Below are 15,832 nucleotides of genomic sequence, written 5' to 3' on the forward strand. Positions count from 1 at the left end.
TTAGCGCCTTTGCGCCTTTGCGTGAGATAAAGAAGGTGATATTCATGCAGGATTTAAGTAAGTTATTGAAGATAGAAAATTCGGAGTTAGCCAGGTTATTGCGGTTTAGTTTGCATGGACTAGAGGCTACTTTAAATCAGGCTCGCACACAATTACCTTTAGATCCAGGGGCTAAGGTATGTGATGAGGTGTTGGAAGAACTCCATAGCTTGTTGCAGCCTGTAGATGAGGAGGTTTATTTAGCATCAGATGAGATCAAGTTAAATCATCTGCGCGATGCTTTTGATTCTGATTCAGAACTCAGTTATTATCTTGGAAGTTCCTCACTGCAAAGTCAGACAGACTCGGAATTGTGGAACGAAATTCAATGCAAGCTGCTAAGAGTTCCTGAAGAACTGGCTACATCTTGGCAACAGCGTGCTTTGGAAATGGCACAGTCAGCTGGTGCAATGCAGGATAATTCATACGTTTATGAACTTCCTTTTATTCGGGATGAAATTATTTATCCTGGACTAAGTGGAACTGTACAAGCTAAGGGTTTGTGTTTATCTAAACAAGCACTTTTAAATTCTAAAATTACTCAAGATTTTGCTTCTGAAGATATAGATTTACTAGCTGGGTTACTGCTTACTTATATTAATTTTATTGAGATAGACCCAGATTTACATCATGCTTTAAAGAGCGTTTTTAGTTTTGACGTTATTAGTTTATATTCTAAACCAGAACAGCGATCGCTATATATTGATGCTTTAACAGACCGCTTTCAACGTACCTTAAAAGCAGAGGAAAATGCCGATCCGCTTTTAACTCTCCGTGCTTGGATAGATATGGATGAAGCTATACACTCTTTAGTTTTTGTCCCACCAGCAGAACGTTATTCTTGGTGGGGTAAGCTGCAACAAGAATCACGGCGAATATTAAAAAAAGTAGCCGACAGGGCTATTAAAGCTGGTCATGATGTGCGGATTCGTCAATTATCAGGACTTTATGCTGATATTTGTGCTTTAGCAAAAGATGATTTGCAACTAGAATGTGGTGGCGTTCCTGGAGAAGTTTTAACTTGTCTACGAGTGTATGCACGAATTAATCAAGAAGAATTTCCAGGGCGCGTTATTTTTCGCTCATCACGCTAGTTTATATTATGTTTAAGTCCAGAACAGAAGTAATGTAAGAATTATTAATAAATAACAATTTTCTATGTAATAGCCAATACATCTGTTAAGATATTGTCGAACATTACATTGACTGAAATGTTCGTCTATTTGTTGTGATCAAGGTGATGACTCTGATGAAAAACCAACAGAGTCATCACCTTTTATCTTTATAGACCTCAGTGTGTCAGTCCTAAAAGTTAGAACTGCTATGACAAAATAAATATATATGCGACTTTCAACATATTTTAATTATCTTATTAATTTTTAATATAATTTTTTTGTAGCTCTATAATTACTAATATTTTTTAAGAAAATTGGATATAAAGTCAGTTTAAATGAGATAATCTGAGCTTTAATCAAGGTAAAAAAAGATATGAATGATCGTGCAAAGGCTCTTGAAAGTCTTGCAGCTAAACGCTGGCAAGTATCCTTAATCTTGAGTGCAGCCATGATGTTTATTTACTTTGGTTTTATCTTACTAATTGCATTTAATAAACCTTTGTTGGGTTCATTAGTGTTGCCTGGACTAAGTTTAGGAATTTTATTAGGAGTGCTGGTGATTATCTCAGCATGGGTGCTAATTTTTATCTATGTGCGCTGGGCAAATAATTATTATGACAACAAAGTTGCCAAGCTGATAGATAAGTGAGTTACTGATGATCAATCTTTAATGCCAAATACAAAATATCAAATCTAATCAAACCTAACATGAGCATGACTAATTTATGTTCAACTCTGCTAATGGTAGCAGATATTAGTAGTTTTGGACGCTTTAACCCGTTAGCGATCAGTTTCTTTTTTCTATTTGTAGCGACTTCTCTTGGTATTACTTATTGGGCAGCAAAACTCACTAAAAGTACATCCCACTTCTACACAGCTGGTGGAGGGATTAGCGGTTTTCAAAATGGGCTAGCTTTAGCGGGAGACTTCATGAGCGCAGCTAGTTTTTTAGGCATTGCTGGACTGGTAGCATTAAATGGTTTTGATGGTTTAATTTACTCCATTGGGTTTCTTGTTGGCTGGCCAATTGTAATGTTTTTGATTGCAGAACCACTACGAAATCTAGGAAAATACACTTTTGCAGATGTGGTAGCTTATCGACTGCAACAAAAGCCTGTAAGGATTGCAGCAGCTATTGGAACATTAGCAGTAATCAGCTTTTATCTAATTGCTCAAATGGTAGGTGCTGGAGAACTGATCAAGTTATTATTTGGCTTTGATTATGAATTGGCTGTAGTCATCGTTGGTTGTGTAATGATGGCTTATGTGATTTTCGGTGGAATGATTGCTACTACTTGGGTACAAATTATTAAGGCAGTTCTATTGTTAGGTGGAACGATTTTATTGACTGTTTTAGTATTAGCCCAATTTCACTTCAATCCATTGGCTTTATTCGCCGCTGCTGCTGATAAATATACAGGCGTATTAGCCCCTGGTAAGCAAGTTTCAGATCCCCTTGATGCTATATCATTGGGAATGTCGTTGATGTTTGGCACAGCTGGACTACCCCATATCCTAATGCGTTTCTACACAGTACCTGATGCCAAAACAGCACGGATTTCTGTTACTTACGCCACAGCTTTGATTGGTTTCTTTTATCTTATGACCTTTATTTTAGGTTTTGGTGCAATGGTACTGGTAGGTCAAGATGGAATCAAGCAAATAGGTACTGGTGGTAATATGGCTGCGCCAATGTTAGCAGAATTTCTAGGTGGAGATGCTTTCTTAGGATTTATTGCAGCCGTTTCCTTTGCAACAATCTTGGCAGTAGTCGCAGGGTTGACACTATCAGGTGCAGCCGCATTATCTCATGATTTATGGGTGAATGTAGTGCGATCGGGCCATGCTGATGAGTCAGAACAACTGAAGGTTGCTCGCGGTGCAACAATGCTTTTAGGGTTAATAGCAATACTGTTAGGTATCCTATTCAAGGGGCAAAACGTTGCTTATATGGTAGGATTAGCGTTTGCGATCGCTGCAAGTGCCAATTTTCCAGCTTTGTTACTTTCAATGCTGTGGCGACGTTTTACAACCAATGGTGCAGTAGCGAGTATGGTGGTAGGTACTGTTTGCGCTTTAGTATTGATTTACTTTTCTCCTACTATTCAAGTAACAATTCTCAAGCACGCTACAGCACCTTTTCCTTTAAAAAATCCCGGATTAATTACCATCCCGTTGGCTTTTATTGTCGCTATTGTTGTATCGCTACTCAGTAAAGAACAACAGGCAGAAGAAAAATTTGCAGAAGTTGAAAATCGTATTCATCTTGGTTCCTAAAAGTATATAGATCAACTTAACTTAAAAGAACCTTTTATATCATCTCAAGTCCTCTTTAGAGGGCTTTTATTTTTGGCTGCAATTTGAATTACAAGCAAAAGAGATGTTCGGTAAAGAATCTGGTTGTAGGAGGCGTTTGTATCCAGCATGAAAGCTATACAGTGCAAAAGCTGGTAATACAAGCAATAAAAATAAAGCCAAGGTTCCGTGAATGTCTTGAATTTCCCCGATTGCAGGAATTGGTAACTTGCCAAACCTGCCATCATAACTGTTGTAAACTAAAAATCCTGTAATAATTGCTGCAATTACTAAAATTATACTTACGTCATGAAGAATTCGTAACAACAAAAGTTGATAGGATGCAGAACGAGACATGGAAATACCCTCAGTAGCTTCCTTGAGACAATTTTAACCAGACAAGAAGAAATAATTTGTCTACCAGAACCTGGACATGGTGGGCTTTGCCTACCCTAGATTAGTTGTTTACGGGTTTATGCACGAATTAATCAAGAAAAATGTTCAGGGTGGGTAATCTTTTGCTCATTACGCTACTTTTTGGGAACTTATTGCATTTTTTACCAATTTTGCTTGCATTTGCTAATCTAGGACAAAGCTACCAGATATTTTTTACTTACTGAGGTTCAGCAATGTCTGTAAAACAACTATCTCTATTTGATGAACAACCAGAAGATTCAAATAAATTTTTCACTCGTAAAAGATCTTGGTCAGCAGCTAAACATCGGATCATGCTCAGATATATACAGGCTCATTGTTATAATCTCGGTGGTAACAAACCCTATCAATCTATGTATATTAACTATGTAGATGGTTTTGCTGGTGCTGGCAAATATGATGAAGGAATTGGTATTGAATATTTTGTGGATAATTCCAATTTCTGGCAAAGATACAAAACTGAGTTTTTAGATACTGATGGTTCACCTTTGATAGCCCTTAAATGTTCAAAAATATTTAGTGCTGAAGGGCGCGTTACTTTAAGATGTTTTTTTACTGAGGAAGACAAAGACCTCAACCAAAAACTCAAGAGTAACTGTAGTTTCATAGGTGAAGGATTGCCCTATAAAATTTATGAACCTCAAAGATTTGATAAAGTATTGGCTCAAATAATGAATGAATTAGGCAAATATCCAACATTATTTTTTCTGGACGCTTTTGGAGTTAAAGGAGTAACCTTTGAGCAAATATGTTCTATCGCCGATTATGTCAGTCAATATAAAGGTGAATTATTTCTACTGTTTCATAATCGTGCAGTTGCTCGCAATGCAGGTTTTTATAAAACAACATATAAAAATGATAAGGATCATAAAACTGCTGAAACATATACAGAAAACTTAACCAAATTATTAGGTCATAACTCAGATTCAGACTGGAAACCAAAATGGCTCGAATACCAAGATCAAGAGGAGAAGCAAAAGTTTGAAAGATGGGCACTTGAATATTTTAAGTCTAGGCTTCAAAAGGAAAGCAGCTTTAAAGGAGTGGCTAGTTTTGAGGTAAAGGAAGAATATAACGATACTAGACCGCAGTACCATATTGTAGTTGGTAGTAACCATCCTCAAAAAGCTTTCGGTGAGTTTTTAAATGAATTCTTCTGTAAAGAAAATGAATTGTTATTTTTTGAGGTTGACAAAAGTGGAAGTAACCATAAATTTCTTTCTCAAGCATGGGAACGTCAAAATTATGAGCGAATTTTGCAGATTAAACCTAAAATAATTGATATTTTACGAGAAAAAAATAAAGATTGGATGACATTGAAAGAGGTAATAACACTAATTATTCTTGAAGTTGCTAACCTTGGTTATCTCAGTAGAGCCAAATATAGAGAAATTCTGTTAAATCTTTATAATGAGAAGATTATAGAAGCCAGAGATTTGGGAGTCAGAGGTAACTTAACTTTAAATAATTACATTAAACTAGTACAATGGTATTAAAATAACATTGATTTTTTGTTGAGCAAAATTTTATGTCAGTATCTTCAACAATAGAATGGACTGAAGCTACATGGAATCCTACTACTGGCTGTCATAAAATTAGCCCTGGTTGTTACCATTGTTACGCAGAACGTTTTGCAGAGAGATGGCGGGGAATTTCTGGTCATCCTTATGAACAGGGCTTTGATGTAAGAACTTGGAATGAAAGACTAACAATGCCTCTTTCATGGAAGAAACCTCGGTTAATCTTTGTTAATTCTATGAGTGATTTATTCCTTGATGATATTCCAGAGGAATTTATCAAAAAAGTATTTTATGTTATGAAAGAGGCTCATTGGCATCAGTTCCAATTATTAACCAAACGCCCACAACGAATGCTTGAAATAGCTAACTGTATGAAGGAATGGCCTAATAACGTTTGGGCTGGAGTAAGTATAGAATCTCAGGCTTGGGTATGGAGAAGTGAGATTTTAAAAGAGATTCCTGCAAAAATTAGGTTTTTATCTTGTGAGCCGCTTTTAGGTTCTTTAAAACTGTCTTTGGATGATCTGCATTGGATTATCGTTGGCGGAGAATCTGGAGTGGGCGCTCGACCAATGAAAGTTGAATGGGTGAGAGATATTAGAGAGCAGTGTATCCAAGCTAATGTGCCGTTTTTCTTTAAACAATGGGGAGGAGTTCAAAAGAAAAAATATGGTAGAGAACTAGATGGAAGAACTTGGGATGATTTTCCTAAAATAGCAGATGTCAATAATACACCAGTGTCCCTTTAACAATTTTTTTATAGTTGCTATCAACTCATGTTTAAAAGCCCTCTCCGGTATCCTGGCGGTAAATCAAAAGCAATCAATCAAATAGTCGAATACTTGCTAGATAATTTTTCAGAATTTAGGGAACCTTTTGTAGGTGGTGGTTCTGTATTTATCTACTTAAAGCAAAAATTTCCTGACTTGAAGATTTGGATTAATGATTTAAACCGTGAACTATTCTTATTTTGGAAGTTAGCACAGTCTGATATAGCTCAATTAGTTAAAGAGATTCGCCAGATTAAGCTTAACTACACCAATGGTAAAATACTATTTACAGAATTAACTACTGTGGATGTAAATACTTTAACTGATTTAGAAAGAGCAGTCCGCTTTTTCGTTCTTAATAGAATTACATTTAGTGGAACTGTAGAATCAGGTGGGTATTCTCAGGAAGCTTTTAAAAAAAGATTTACTGATTCTTCAATAGAAAGACTAGAAAACTTAGAAAATATTTTATTGCCAGATATAAAAATCACTAATTTAGATTATAGCCAACTCTTGACTGAAGCAGGCGAAGATGTATTTTTATTTTTAGATCCTCCCTATTTTAGTGCTACAAAATCAAGGCTGTATGGAAAAGACGGGAATTTACACACGTCCTTTGATCATCATAGATTTGCAGAAATTTTAAAACAATGTCATCATCACTGGCTAATTACTTACGACGATTCCCCCCAAATTCGAGAAAACTTTCAATGGGCTAATATCTCAGAATGGGAATTGCAGTATGGGATGAATAACTATAAACAGAGCGGTGCTGCTAAAGGAAAAGAATTATTTATTAATAATTACCAAATTCAATTAAATAGAAATAAAAAACTAGAAAATAATAATTTGCATAACCCAATTCAAATGAGCCTTGAATTGAAAATGTAGCAATCCTAAATCACTCGTGGAAATCTATCTTTCTACTCTCTCTGCGCGACGGACACTTTGACGCCAGTTGCTACAACGGAGGGAACCTCCGCAACGCACTGGCTCCTCAAGTCGGGAAACCCGCCCACGCAAGTGTCCTCCTCTGCGTCTCTGCGGTTCGATAAAATTGCTACCTAATATAACACCAATAAAAAATTGATTACCAAAAATAGAAAGTAAAAATCAATTAATAAAAACTCTTTAGCAATCCAAAATCCAACATCCAAAATCTAAAATACTATACCTTTGCTCCTTGCCAATTTTCCGGTAGGATAGCTGCCATGCCCCTCAATGTAGCTACACCCTACAACATACAAAAACTTTGGCTATGGCAACTACCCCGATCCCTGCTCAAGAATCCTCTACTAGCTGGTATACCCTGCTGCAACAATTAATAGATGGTGAATCATTGTCACGTACCCAAGCCGCTGAATTGATGCAAGGATGGCTAACTGAAGCGGTTCCTCCAGAGTTATCAGGAGCAATTTTAACAGCACTGAACTTTAAAGGCGTTTCTGCCGATGAGTTGACTGGTATGGCTGTTGTCTTACAATCTCAATCAAGGTTGGGGACTGGGGAACTCGGGGCCCCCTCTGGGGATAAGGGGCAATGGGGACTGGGTACTGGGCAAGAATTTACCCAATCCCTAATCCCTAATCCCCAATCCCCAATCCCTATCATAGATACCTGTGGTACTGGCGGCGATGGTTCATCAACCTTTAATATTTCCACAGCCGTTGCCTTTGTTGCTGCTGCCTATGGTGTACCCGTCGCTAAACATGGCAATCGTTCAGCCTCAAGCTTAACAGGAAGTGCCGATGTTTTAGAAGCCTTAGGAGTCAACTTAACTGCCCCCAGCGAGAAAGTGCAAGCTGCACTACAACAAGTCGGGATCACCTTTTTGTTTGCCCCTGGTTGGCATCCAGCACTCAAAGCAGTTGCCTCATTGCGGCGCACTCTCAAGGTGCGGACTGTCTTCAACCTACTCGGCCCTTTAGTCAATCCTTTGTGCCCCACTGGGCAAGTGGTGGGGCTATTTACTCCCAAACTTTTGGCAACGGTTGCCCAAGCATTAAACAATTTGGGTAAACAAAAAGCGATTGTGGTACATGGACGCGAAAAACTCGATGAAGCGGGGTTAGGAGATTTAACTGATTTAGCAGTTCTATCCGAAGGTGAGGTGCAGTTAGCTACCGTGAATCCCGAAGAGGCGGGAGTCACAAATGCTACTGTTGGCGCACTCCGGGGTGGGGATGTGCAGGAAAACGCAAAGATTCTCAAGGCAGTGCTGCAAGGTAAGGGAACTGTTGCACAACAAGACGCAGTAGCTTTAAATGCATCGTTGGCGCTGCAAGTAGCGGGTGTAGTCCCATTACTGGATCACGCTCAAGGTGTTACTGTAGCTAAGGAGATTCTCCAGAGCGGTACTGCTTGGGCGAAATTGGAGCAGTTAGTTCAGTTTCTACAGAATTGATTTGCGATCGCGATTGCGGGCGAAATTCTACGACATTGCGTTTGATGGTGACATCATAATTACCAAAAAAGTCGTGTCCTAGAAGTCCTGTTTCGAGTTCTCCACCTGCGATCGCTACTGGTAATCTATTTACCACTACTCCGCCAACTGCCATCGAATCTACATAGCCAACGGGAAATTCCACTGCCCTAGAACTGGCGGTATTGGCCTTGGCTTTTCCCACTGGGATCACACCCAAATCAAGGGCCATCTGTTGCGTAATCACACTACCACTAGCTCCTGTATCCACAATCATATCGAACTTGCGCCGACCATTGAAAGTCACTTCTACAATGGGGGTTCCACCAACTCGCCGTTTAATGGGTGCTGTAAATACCTCTTTGTCTGGGGTGAGCAATTCTGGTGAGGGTGAGTTCAGTTTTGCTGTTGGTTCTTTTGTGAGTGCAGGTGGAGCTAAGGGTATAGTCACCTTGGGTGCAGTTGATGCCTGGGGAACCACAACTACTACTTTCTGTGGTCGTTCTGTTTCTGCTAACGCCTGATCGCTAGGAGTAGCTTTGCTCTTGGCATACTTGTACTTACGCTGGTATTCGGAAATTTTGACTTGGGCGATCGCAAATTCGGGACTTTGCCGTCGTATTTTTCTCATCAGCGCGATCGCTTCTTGAAATTGACTTGCCACCAAATTCCAATCATCTGGCGATTGAGCGGATTGGCTAATACTCACAGCACCCGCTGCTTTATCTAATCCCAGTTCAAAAAAGTTTGGCGCTAATTCCAACGGTGGCACAGCTTCCGGTTTTGGCATGACTGGCGCTGCTGCTGGTTCTACCACAGGCGGTACTACTGGCTTGTCGTTGACCACAGACTGTTGATTGCGAAGAACCGCAGTTGTCTGTTTATCTTCACCACAGGCAACAGCCAGAACTGCTAGAGTACTTGAGAGAAAAACCAGGGCTGCACGAGATAAAAAAGACTGACGCATAATTAATTTCAATTTTACCTGTCTATTGGGACTGCAAATCCACTTCCGCCACCGATTCCCCTGTAAAGATTTTGCACTCTGATTCTTAATTTTTACTTAATTTCCGTAAAGAGCGCGAAATTTCTCAACTCATGGGATAATTAGCGATCGCAGTATTAACTAAAATAGTCACTAAAGACTGCTCACTGTTAACTGGAGACTAGGGACTGGGGACTAGGGAAGAGTTTTCTCAATATCCAATGACGCCATTTGCTCCACTTGGGGAGCCACCCCCGTGGGCGGGTCTCCCGACAGCCAAAGGGAGTGGCGTGAGACCCCAAGACCCTCCGGGTTCGGCAGTCCCCCATCGACGGAAACCGCCAAGACGGGGGCTGCCTCACCGCAATGGTTCCCCAATTCCCAATACCCAATTCCCAATTCCCAATACCTAATCTATCGCCTATGTCCCTGACTGACGCAATACCTGCTCTACTTGTCTTGGCAGATGGAACCACCTATCGCGGTTGGTCTTTCGGTGCCACGGGAACCACAATCGGGGAAGTCGTGTTTAACACTGGCATGACTGGATACCAAGAAGTGCTGACTGACCCTAGTTACTGCGGTCAAATAGTGATTTTTACTTATCCCGAGTTGGGGAACACTGGCGTTAATCCAGAAGATGAAGAATCAGAACGACCACAAGTGCGGGGCGCGATCGCTCGTAATATTTGTCATCAACCCAGCAACTGGCGCTCAACACAATCTTTGCCTGACTACCTCAAACAGCACCAAATACCAGGGATCTACGGCATCGATACTCGTGCCCTCACCCGCAAAATTCGTATGTTCGGAGCCATGAACGGTGGCATTTCCACAACAATTTTGGATGAAGCTGAGTTGCTAGAGCAGGTACAAGCAGCTCCTAGCATGGCGGGATTAAATTTGGTTCGGGAAGTCACCACCCCCAAAGTTTATCAATGGTCAGATCCCACAATTCCCACTTGGGAGTTCAATTCACAGCCCATCGCTAACCTTGGGGAATCCTTTACCGTTGTTGCCGTTGACTTTGGCGTGAAACGTAACATTTTGCGTCGCCTAGCAAGTTACGGTTGCAAAGTGATAGTTGTTCCTGCCGATACACCACCAGAGGAAATTCTCAACTACAATCCAGATGGTATTTTTCTTTCCAATGGCCCTGGCGATCCGGCTGCTGTCACCGAGGGAATTGAAACTACCAAAGCCCTGCTTCAAAGCCAAAAACCCATCTTTGGTATTTGTATGGGACACCAAATTTTGGGTCATGCCCTTGGAGCAGAAACTTTTAAACTCAAATTTGGACATCGGGGTTTAAATCAGCCTGCGGGTTTACAGCAAAGGATAGAAATTACCAGCCAAAACCACAGCTTTGCCATCGACCCAGATTCTTTACCAACAGCAGTTGTGGAAATTAGCCACCTCAACCTCAACGATCGCACCGTTGCTGGGGTACGTCACAAGTCCTTGCCCATCTTCTCTGTACAGTATCATCCAGAAGCCAGTCCCGGCCCTCACGATGCTGATTACTTGTTTGAAGAGTTTGTGCAAGCAATGCGAGCCGCAAGACATGGGGCAACAGCCAAGGTAAGTTAAAAAGGGAATGGGGACTGGGGAATTGGGCATTGGCAATTGCCAATGCCCAATTCCCAATCCCCCAGCCGGTTGTAGACAAAAAGCACAAAAACCATCTATACTTGAGCGTTCACTTTAACGATGAGGAGGGAATTATTGCTGAGCCACTTAATCTAACCGTGAGCCTGAGAGGCACTCGTGAAGTCCGGGATAACTGTCAGCTATTCCGCCTCACAGGTTTGTTAGATGCTTTTTCTGAGCCTACGTTTCGCAAGGTACTTGAAAGCAAAGTTGAGGAGGGTCCAAAGCATATTATTCTGGATCTCTCAAAGATTGACTTCGTTGATAGCTCTGGCTTGGGTGCTCTGGTGCAATTAGCCAAGAAGGCTCAAAATGGCGGCGGCACCTTGCAAATTGTTTCAAATCCCCGAGTCACTCAGACGGTCAAGCTTGTTCGCTTAGAGAAGTTTCTCGCGCTGCAAGCCTCAGTTGAGGTAGCTCTAGAAAACATCAACCAGGCTTGATCGCTTGACTGGAGAGATCAAGTTAGCTATCGGAATGTCTTATCTGGGTAGCTTAATTTGTAGAAACGCTGGCAGACAACCTCTCTCCTCGTGGGAGAGGCACAAAAGCCAGCAGCTCTCAATATCAGCATACGCCCTCAGGGACTAAATTTATCTCAATTAGACAAAATTAAGAATGAATACACTTATTGAATAGCAGCGTAGCCTCTAGCTATCAATCGAAAAAGTATGGCTTGCGGATAGGAACAACCGACAAACTTTGAATGTGAATTAAGTATTAAAACCCTTGTAATTTCGTGATAGTTCCAAAAGCATGATTTGGGACAATTCTTAAAACCATTACGGAACAAGAGGCGTTTTTAATTTACACCAGCGTAACAAATTATTTATATTGTTACTTTATTTAGATATTTGAGATTTCAAACGACTATTTGTCAAGTTAGATGGTTAGGGAATTTACTACCATAACGAGAAAATGAAATATTTGAAAAAATGCCCTATGATGGCATTTGACAGCAGATGCGCTCAACAGGTAAGACCCGCCTACGCGAGTCTCCTTGCTACGCAGTGCCTCGTCAACTTAGAAAGCCACCCTGTTCGGTCGCCAGACCGAAGAAATAGCAAAACCGTCTGGTAGTTCTAGAAAACAGATTAATCCTGAGTACAAATTTCCAGTTAAAAAAGATAAAATTTAGTCAGCAATTTTGATAGTGTTGATTATGCCAGGTATATCAATATAGCCTGCTTCAGTAAAAATAAATCTATCTGAAGATGCCTTCTAAATATATATAGCCCGCTAAGGAATGATTAACTTGTGAAGTCAAAGGAGGAAGAGCTATTAGGTGGACAAGATGAAGCTCCCAAGCTAGATTCATCTTTAACCCAAGCATTCAGTGCAAATACAGTGCCATTAGCACAACAGATTTCCCAGACACAACTGCAACAAATTTCCCCTGCGGCTTTAGCATATTTGGGAGATGCAATTTATGAACTGTATGTTAGAATGTCTTATCTATTGCCATTGCAACGAATAGAAAACTACCACCATCTAGTAGTAGCACAGGTCAGAGCGGAAACACAGGCGCTACATTTGCGATCGCTGATCCCTCATCTTAGGCAAACCGAATTAGAAATTGTCAGGCGGGGTCGTAATGCTGCCACAAGGCGTCCAAAACGGGTTGATCCCGAAATTTATCAACAAGCAACTAGTCTAGAAACTTTAATTGGCTACCTGTATCTCACCGATTCCCAGCGTTTAACTGAACTGTTGCAACAACTTCATCTAGAGAAATAGTTAGTAACTCCATCTCACGACGGGAAAATCAGCAGTGTGTCCTGATAAATTCTTTGAATCGGGAAGCCCATCCCTCAGCTATACTCAAAACTTATTATGTCGAATAAACCAAGAAAAATTAAGACTTCTGGCGAACCAAACCGTGGGCAACCTGTGAAAATTAAAAGCAAGCCCGTGGTTGCTAATTCTCTTCCCAGCCCCAAACACAGGGATGGAGATAGAAAACCAGTATTAAACAATCCACGCCCAAATCGTCAGTTTTCTCATTCATCTCCAATCACGAAACCCGCAGAAGATAGCGATTTGATCTACGGTCGCCATCCAGTTTTGAGTGCCTTAGAAAATCAACGGGGTCTCAACCGCATCTGGATTACCCCCCGCCTGCGCTACGATCCCCGCTTTCATCATCTCATCCTCCAAGCTAAGGACAATGGCACAGTCATTGATGAAGTAGAACCCAAGCGCTTAGACCAAATTACCAGCGGTGCCAATCACCAAGGTGTAGCAGCACAAATTGCCCCCTACGACTACATCGAATTACCAGATCTGATTGAACAGGCCAAATCAGTCACTGAACCTGTGATTGTCGTAGCTGACGGCATCACCGATCCCCACAACTTGGGAGCAATTATTCGCACTGCTGAAGCAATAGGCGCTCAAGGATTGGTTATTCCCCAAAGAAGGGCTGCTGGAATCACTTCTACCGTGGTCAAAGTGGCAGCAGGTGCTTTAGAAAATTTTCCTGTAGCTAGAGTCATTAACCTCAGCCGCGCTTTAGAAGAATTGAAAGAAGCAGGCTTTTGGATTTATGGCACCGCCACCACTGGTAGCGAACCCCTGCATACAGTCAGTTTCAGAGGCCCCATCGTTTTGGTAGTTGGGTCTGAAGGGGAAGGTCTGAGTATGTTAACACAACGCTCCTGCGATGTATTGGTATCAATTCCCCTGCTGGGTAAGACCCCTAGCCTCAATGCCTCAGTAGCCGCAGGTATGGCACTTTATGAGATTTATCGCCAACGGTCGTTAAACACTTTGTACTTAGATAAGTTACAAAAACCTCTTTGAAAAATAAGAGGAACAGAGTATAAAGAAATGTAAATCAAAAAAAACAGCAAAATTTATCGTTTAACACTCAGTACCACGTTGATAAATCGGTAACAACCATGAAAACAATTTGGGATAACCTGAAAGAAGCTTTAATTAGTACATTTAACAATTTCGGCTTGGCTTGGTGGGTAGAGATTGTTACACAAAATCCCCGTTGCACCTACTACTTTGGGCCATTCCTGAGTTCTTCTGATGCCAAAGTCGCAATCAAAGGATATGTGGAAGACTTGGAAATAGAAGGAGCGCAAGGAATATTAGTAAATGTGAAGCGTTGTAAACCTAATAATTTGACAATTGCTGAAGACTTGGGGGAAAGGATTGACCGCAAAGTAAAGCCTGTCTTTAGCGGTCAGATGTAGGTAAGGCACGAAAGTCAATAGTCAAGAGTTAGGAGTTAGGAGTTAGGAGTTAGGAGTTAGGAGTTAGGAGTTAGGAGTTAGGAGTTAGGAGTTAGGAGTTAGGAGTTAGGAGTTAGGAGTCATTAGTCAAAAACTCTTGACCAATGACTAATGACTAATGACTAATGATCAATGACCAATGACTATTGACCATTGACTATTGACTACCAATCACTTGAGGATGCTCTTCTAGCCAACGGTCAATATCGCCTAGTACCTGCTGGGGGATCTCCCACGGAAACAGATGAGCGGTATTAGGATAACAAACCCACTGGCTATTTTTGAGATATTGAGCAGTTTCTAAGCTAGACTCAGCCGTAATGTGGCGGTCTTGGGCGCCAGCGAGTACCAAACTAGGGCAGTCAATTTGCTGTAGGTCTTTTAGTCTATCGTACCCAGCGCGCAGGGCAGTATAAAGGGCACGAGTTGCAGTAGGAGAGGTTTGCAAATAAGCCCGCATTGCTTCCTTGGCAATGTAATTATAAGCAGTGGGTGTATGCTGTTGGATCAGATAGCGAAAGAGCGATCGCTTGCCAAAAGTCTCCCTATTCCACTGCCAACTCGGATTAATAGAGTTTAAAAGTGCAGCAGCACCAGTATAAAAATTATCCTGCCAAGTAACTGGGGGATGGTTACCACGAGGTCTAGCCGCTGTAGCCACCAAAATCAAACCAGTGACACGTTGTGGTAGGCGTAGTGCTAGTTCCATAGCTAAAATCCCACCAAGCGACCACCCTAGTAAGAGGCATTTTTCAATCCCAAAGCGGTCTAGCAGCGCCTCTAAGTCATCTAAATGCTCGTACATTTCAAAAATGCCATTAAAACGACTTTTGCCGTATCCACGCAAATCAGGGGCGAAAGTTTGGTAACGCTTTGATAAATGATTGGTAAATACAGAAAGACTACGACCCGAACCAGGATGACCGTGTAAAGCCAGAATCGGGAAGCCTTTACCTTGGATATACACGTTAAGACGTGCAGTAGTTGATGTAGTCTGAGTAAAGCGATCGCTCATCACTTCCCGTTCTCCTGTCTACCGAACAAATGTTCTATGACACCTTGAGTCTATAGTAATCTGCTTTGATTTTTGAACTTACTTGTGTGGGCAGGGAGTAGGGAGTAGGGAATTAGTGTTTTCGAGGAGTAGGTCGTTTATTCAAAAATCAAATAAGAGTCCCTATATATTCTCAAGTTTCTAATTTTAACTAATTCGCTTGGAAATAGGGCATACCCCATGCCCCATGACGCCACTTGCTCCACTTGGGCAAAGCCCAAGACCCTCCGGGTTCGGCAGTCCCCCACCGACGGAAACCGCCAAGATGGGGGCTGCCTCACCGCAGTGGCTCCCCAATGCCCCTT

The 15,832-nt window shown here is 41.4% G+C and carries 14 protein-coding genes and 1 pseudogene; 12 read left to right on the forward strand and 3 right to left on the reverse strand.

The features are described from left to right. Positions 1-44 precede the first annotated feature (44 nt). The 3 genes from I8748_RS11330 (at position 45) to I8748_RS11340 (ending at position 3,431) form a co-directional block, all read left to right on the forward strand. Positions 45-1,133 (forward strand): hypothetical protein, encoded by a 1,089-nt coding sequence (locus tag I8748_RS11330; protein WP_198124681.1) that lies wholly within the window; start codon positions 45-47, stop codon positions 1,131-1,133. A gap of 394 nt (positions 1,134-1,527) precedes the next feature. Next, positions 1,528-1,803 (forward strand): DUF485 domain-containing protein, encoded by a 276-nt coding sequence (locus I8748_RS11335; RefSeq protein ID WP_198124682.1) that lies wholly within the window; start codon positions 1,528-1,530, stop codon positions 1,801-1,803. A 65-nt stretch (positions 1,804-1,868) separates the two neighbouring features. Beyond that, positions 1,869-3,431: a sodium:solute symporter family transporter gene (locus tag I8748_RS11340; RefSeq protein ID WP_198124683.1), complete on the forward strand. Its 1,563-nt coding sequence runs from the start codon at positions 1,869-1,871 to the stop codon at positions 3,429-3,431. A 99-nt stretch (positions 3,432-3,530) separates the two neighbouring features. Here the strand turns inward: I8748_RS11340 and I8748_RS11345 are convergent. Next, positions 3,531-3,806: pseudogene (locus I8748_RS11345) on the reverse strand (cytochrome b/b6 domain-containing protein); the annotation flags it as partial. A 272-nt stretch (positions 3,807-4,078) separates the two neighbouring features. Between I8748_RS11345 and tcmP the strand changes: the two are divergent. The 4 genes from tcmP to trpD all read left to right on the forward strand — a co-directional run bounded on the left by tcmP (position 4,079) and on the right by trpD (position 8,578). After that, positions 4,079-5,380 carry a three-Cys-motif partner protein TcmP gene (gene tcmP, locus I8748_RS11350; RefSeq protein ID WP_198124684.1) on the forward strand — a complete coding sequence of 434 codons (1,302 nt, stop codon included), beginning with the start codon at positions 4,079-4,081 and terminating at the stop codon, positions 5,378-5,380. A gap of 32 nt (positions 5,381-5,412) precedes the next feature. After that, positions 5,413-6,153, forward strand: coding sequence for a DUF5131 family protein (locus I8748_RS11355; RefSeq protein ID WP_198124685.1), 741 nt, complete (start codon positions 5,413-5,415; stop codon positions 6,151-6,153). Positions 6,154-6,180: 27 nt separating this feature from the next. Continuing rightward, positions 6,181-7,065 (forward strand): DNA adenine methylase, encoded by an 885-nt coding sequence (locus I8748_RS11360; protein WP_198124686.1) that lies wholly within the window; start codon positions 6,181-6,183, stop codon positions 7,063-7,065. 367 nt (positions 7,066-7,432) lie between these two features. After that, complete coding sequence (gene trpD, locus I8748_RS11365) at positions 7,433-8,578, forward strand: anthranilate phosphoribosyltransferase (RefSeq protein ID WP_198124687.1); 1,146 nt, start codon at positions 7,433-7,435, stop codon at positions 8,576-8,578. Here trpD and I8748_RS11370 read toward each other — a convergent pair. After that, positions 8,508-9,563: a retropepsin-like aspartic protease family protein gene (locus I8748_RS11370; protein WP_198124688.1), complete on the reverse strand. Its 1,056-nt coding sequence runs from the start codon at positions 9,561-9,563 to the stop codon at positions 8,508-8,510. The two genes, trpD and I8748_RS11370, sit on opposite strands and share 71 nt — an antisense overlap. Positions 9,564-10,004: 441 nt before the next feature. On the opposite strand from I8748_RS11370, the gene carA reads away from it, so the two are divergent. The 5 genes from carA (at position 10,005) to I8748_RS11395 (ending at position 14,434) form a co-directional block, all read left to right on the forward strand. After that, complete coding sequence (gene carA, locus I8748_RS11375; protein WP_198124689.1) at positions 10,005-11,171, forward strand: glutamine-hydrolyzing carbamoyl-phosphate synthase small subunit; 1,167 nt, start codon at positions 10,005-10,007, stop codon at positions 11,169-11,171. 101 nt (positions 11,172-11,272) lie between these two features. Next, a complete protein-coding gene (locus tag I8748_RS11380; protein ID WP_198124763.1) occupies positions 11,273-11,674 on the forward strand; it encodes an STAS domain-containing protein in 402 nt (133 codons plus the stop codon). Positions 11,675-12,488: 814 nt separating this feature from the next. Next, complete coding sequence (locus I8748_RS11385; RefSeq protein WP_198124690.1) at positions 12,489-12,968, forward strand: Mini-ribonuclease 3; 480 nt, start codon at positions 12,489-12,491, stop codon at positions 12,966-12,968. 96 nt (positions 12,969-13,064) lie between these two features. Then, complete coding sequence (gene rlmB, locus I8748_RS11390) at positions 13,065-14,033, forward strand: 23S rRNA (guanosine(2251)-2'-O)-methyltransferase RlmB (protein WP_198124691.1); 969 nt, start codon at positions 13,065-13,067, stop codon at positions 14,031-14,033. Positions 14,034-14,131: 98 nt separating this feature from the next. Further along, positions 14,132-14,434, forward strand: a complete 303-nt coding sequence (locus tag I8748_RS11395) for a DUF1816 domain-containing protein (protein WP_198124692.1) — start codon at positions 14,132-14,134, stop codon at positions 14,432-14,434. 196 nt (positions 14,435-14,630) lie between these two features. On the opposite strand, the gene I8748_RS11400 is transcribed toward I8748_RS11395, so the two are convergent. Next, on the reverse strand, positions 14,631-15,488 hold the full coding sequence (locus I8748_RS11400; RefSeq protein ID WP_198124693.1) for an alpha/beta fold hydrolase: 858 nt from the start codon (positions 15,486-15,488) through the stop codon (positions 14,631-14,633). Positions 15,489-15,832: the final 344 nt, after the last annotated feature.

The organism is Amazonocrinis nigriterrae CENA67 (assembly GCF_016056305.1).
GTDB classification, from domain to species: Bacteria; Cyanobacteriota; Cyanobacteriia; order Cyanobacteriales; family Nostocaceae; genus Amazonocrinis; species Amazonocrinis nigriterrae.

Bases quoted from the DNA above. Each gene is read 5' to 3' on its own strand.
- I8748_RS11330 (WP_198124681.1), top strand. From the start codon at position 45: ATGCAGGATTTAAGTAAGTTATTGAAGATAGAAAATTCGGAGTTAGCC.
- I8748_RS11335 (WP_198124682.1), top strand. From the start codon at position 1,528: ATGAATGATCGTGCAAAGGCTCTTGAAAGTCTTGCAGCTAAACGCTGG.
- I8748_RS11340 (WP_198124683.1), top strand. From the start codon at position 1,869: ATGACTAATTTATGTTCAACTCTGCTAATGGTAGCAGATATTAGTAGT.
- tcmP (WP_198124684.1), top strand. From the start codon at position 4,079: ATGTCTGTAAAACAACTATCTCTATTTGATGAACAACCAGAAGATTCA.
- I8748_RS11355 (WP_198124685.1), top strand. From the start codon at position 5,413: ATGTCAGTATCTTCAACAATAGAATGGACTGAAGCTACATGGAATCCT.
- I8748_RS11360 (WP_198124686.1), top strand. From the start codon at position 6,181: ATGTTTAAAAGCCCTCTCCGGTATCCTGGCGGTAAATCAAAAGCAATC.
- trpD (WP_198124687.1), top strand. From the start codon at position 7,433: ATGGCAACTACCCCGATCCCTGCTCAAGAATCCTCTACTAGCTGGTAT.
- I8748_RS11370 (WP_198124688.1), bottom strand. From the start codon at position 9,563: ATGCGTCAGTCTTTTTTATCTCGTGCAGCCCTGGTTTTTCTCTCAAGT.
- carA (WP_198124689.1), top strand. From the start codon at position 10,005: ATGTCCCTGACTGACGCAATACCTGCTCTACTTGTCTTGGCAGATGGA.
- rlmB (WP_198124691.1), top strand. From the start codon at position 13,065: ATGTCGAATAAACCAAGAAAAATTAAGACTTCTGGCGAACCAAACCGT.
- I8748_RS11395 (WP_198124692.1), top strand. From the start codon at position 14,132: ATGAAAACAATTTGGGATAACCTGAAAGAAGCTTTAATTAGTACATTT.
- I8748_RS11400 (WP_198124693.1), bottom strand. From the start codon at position 15,488: ATGAGCGATCGCTTTACTCAGACTACATCAACTACTGCACGTCTTAAC.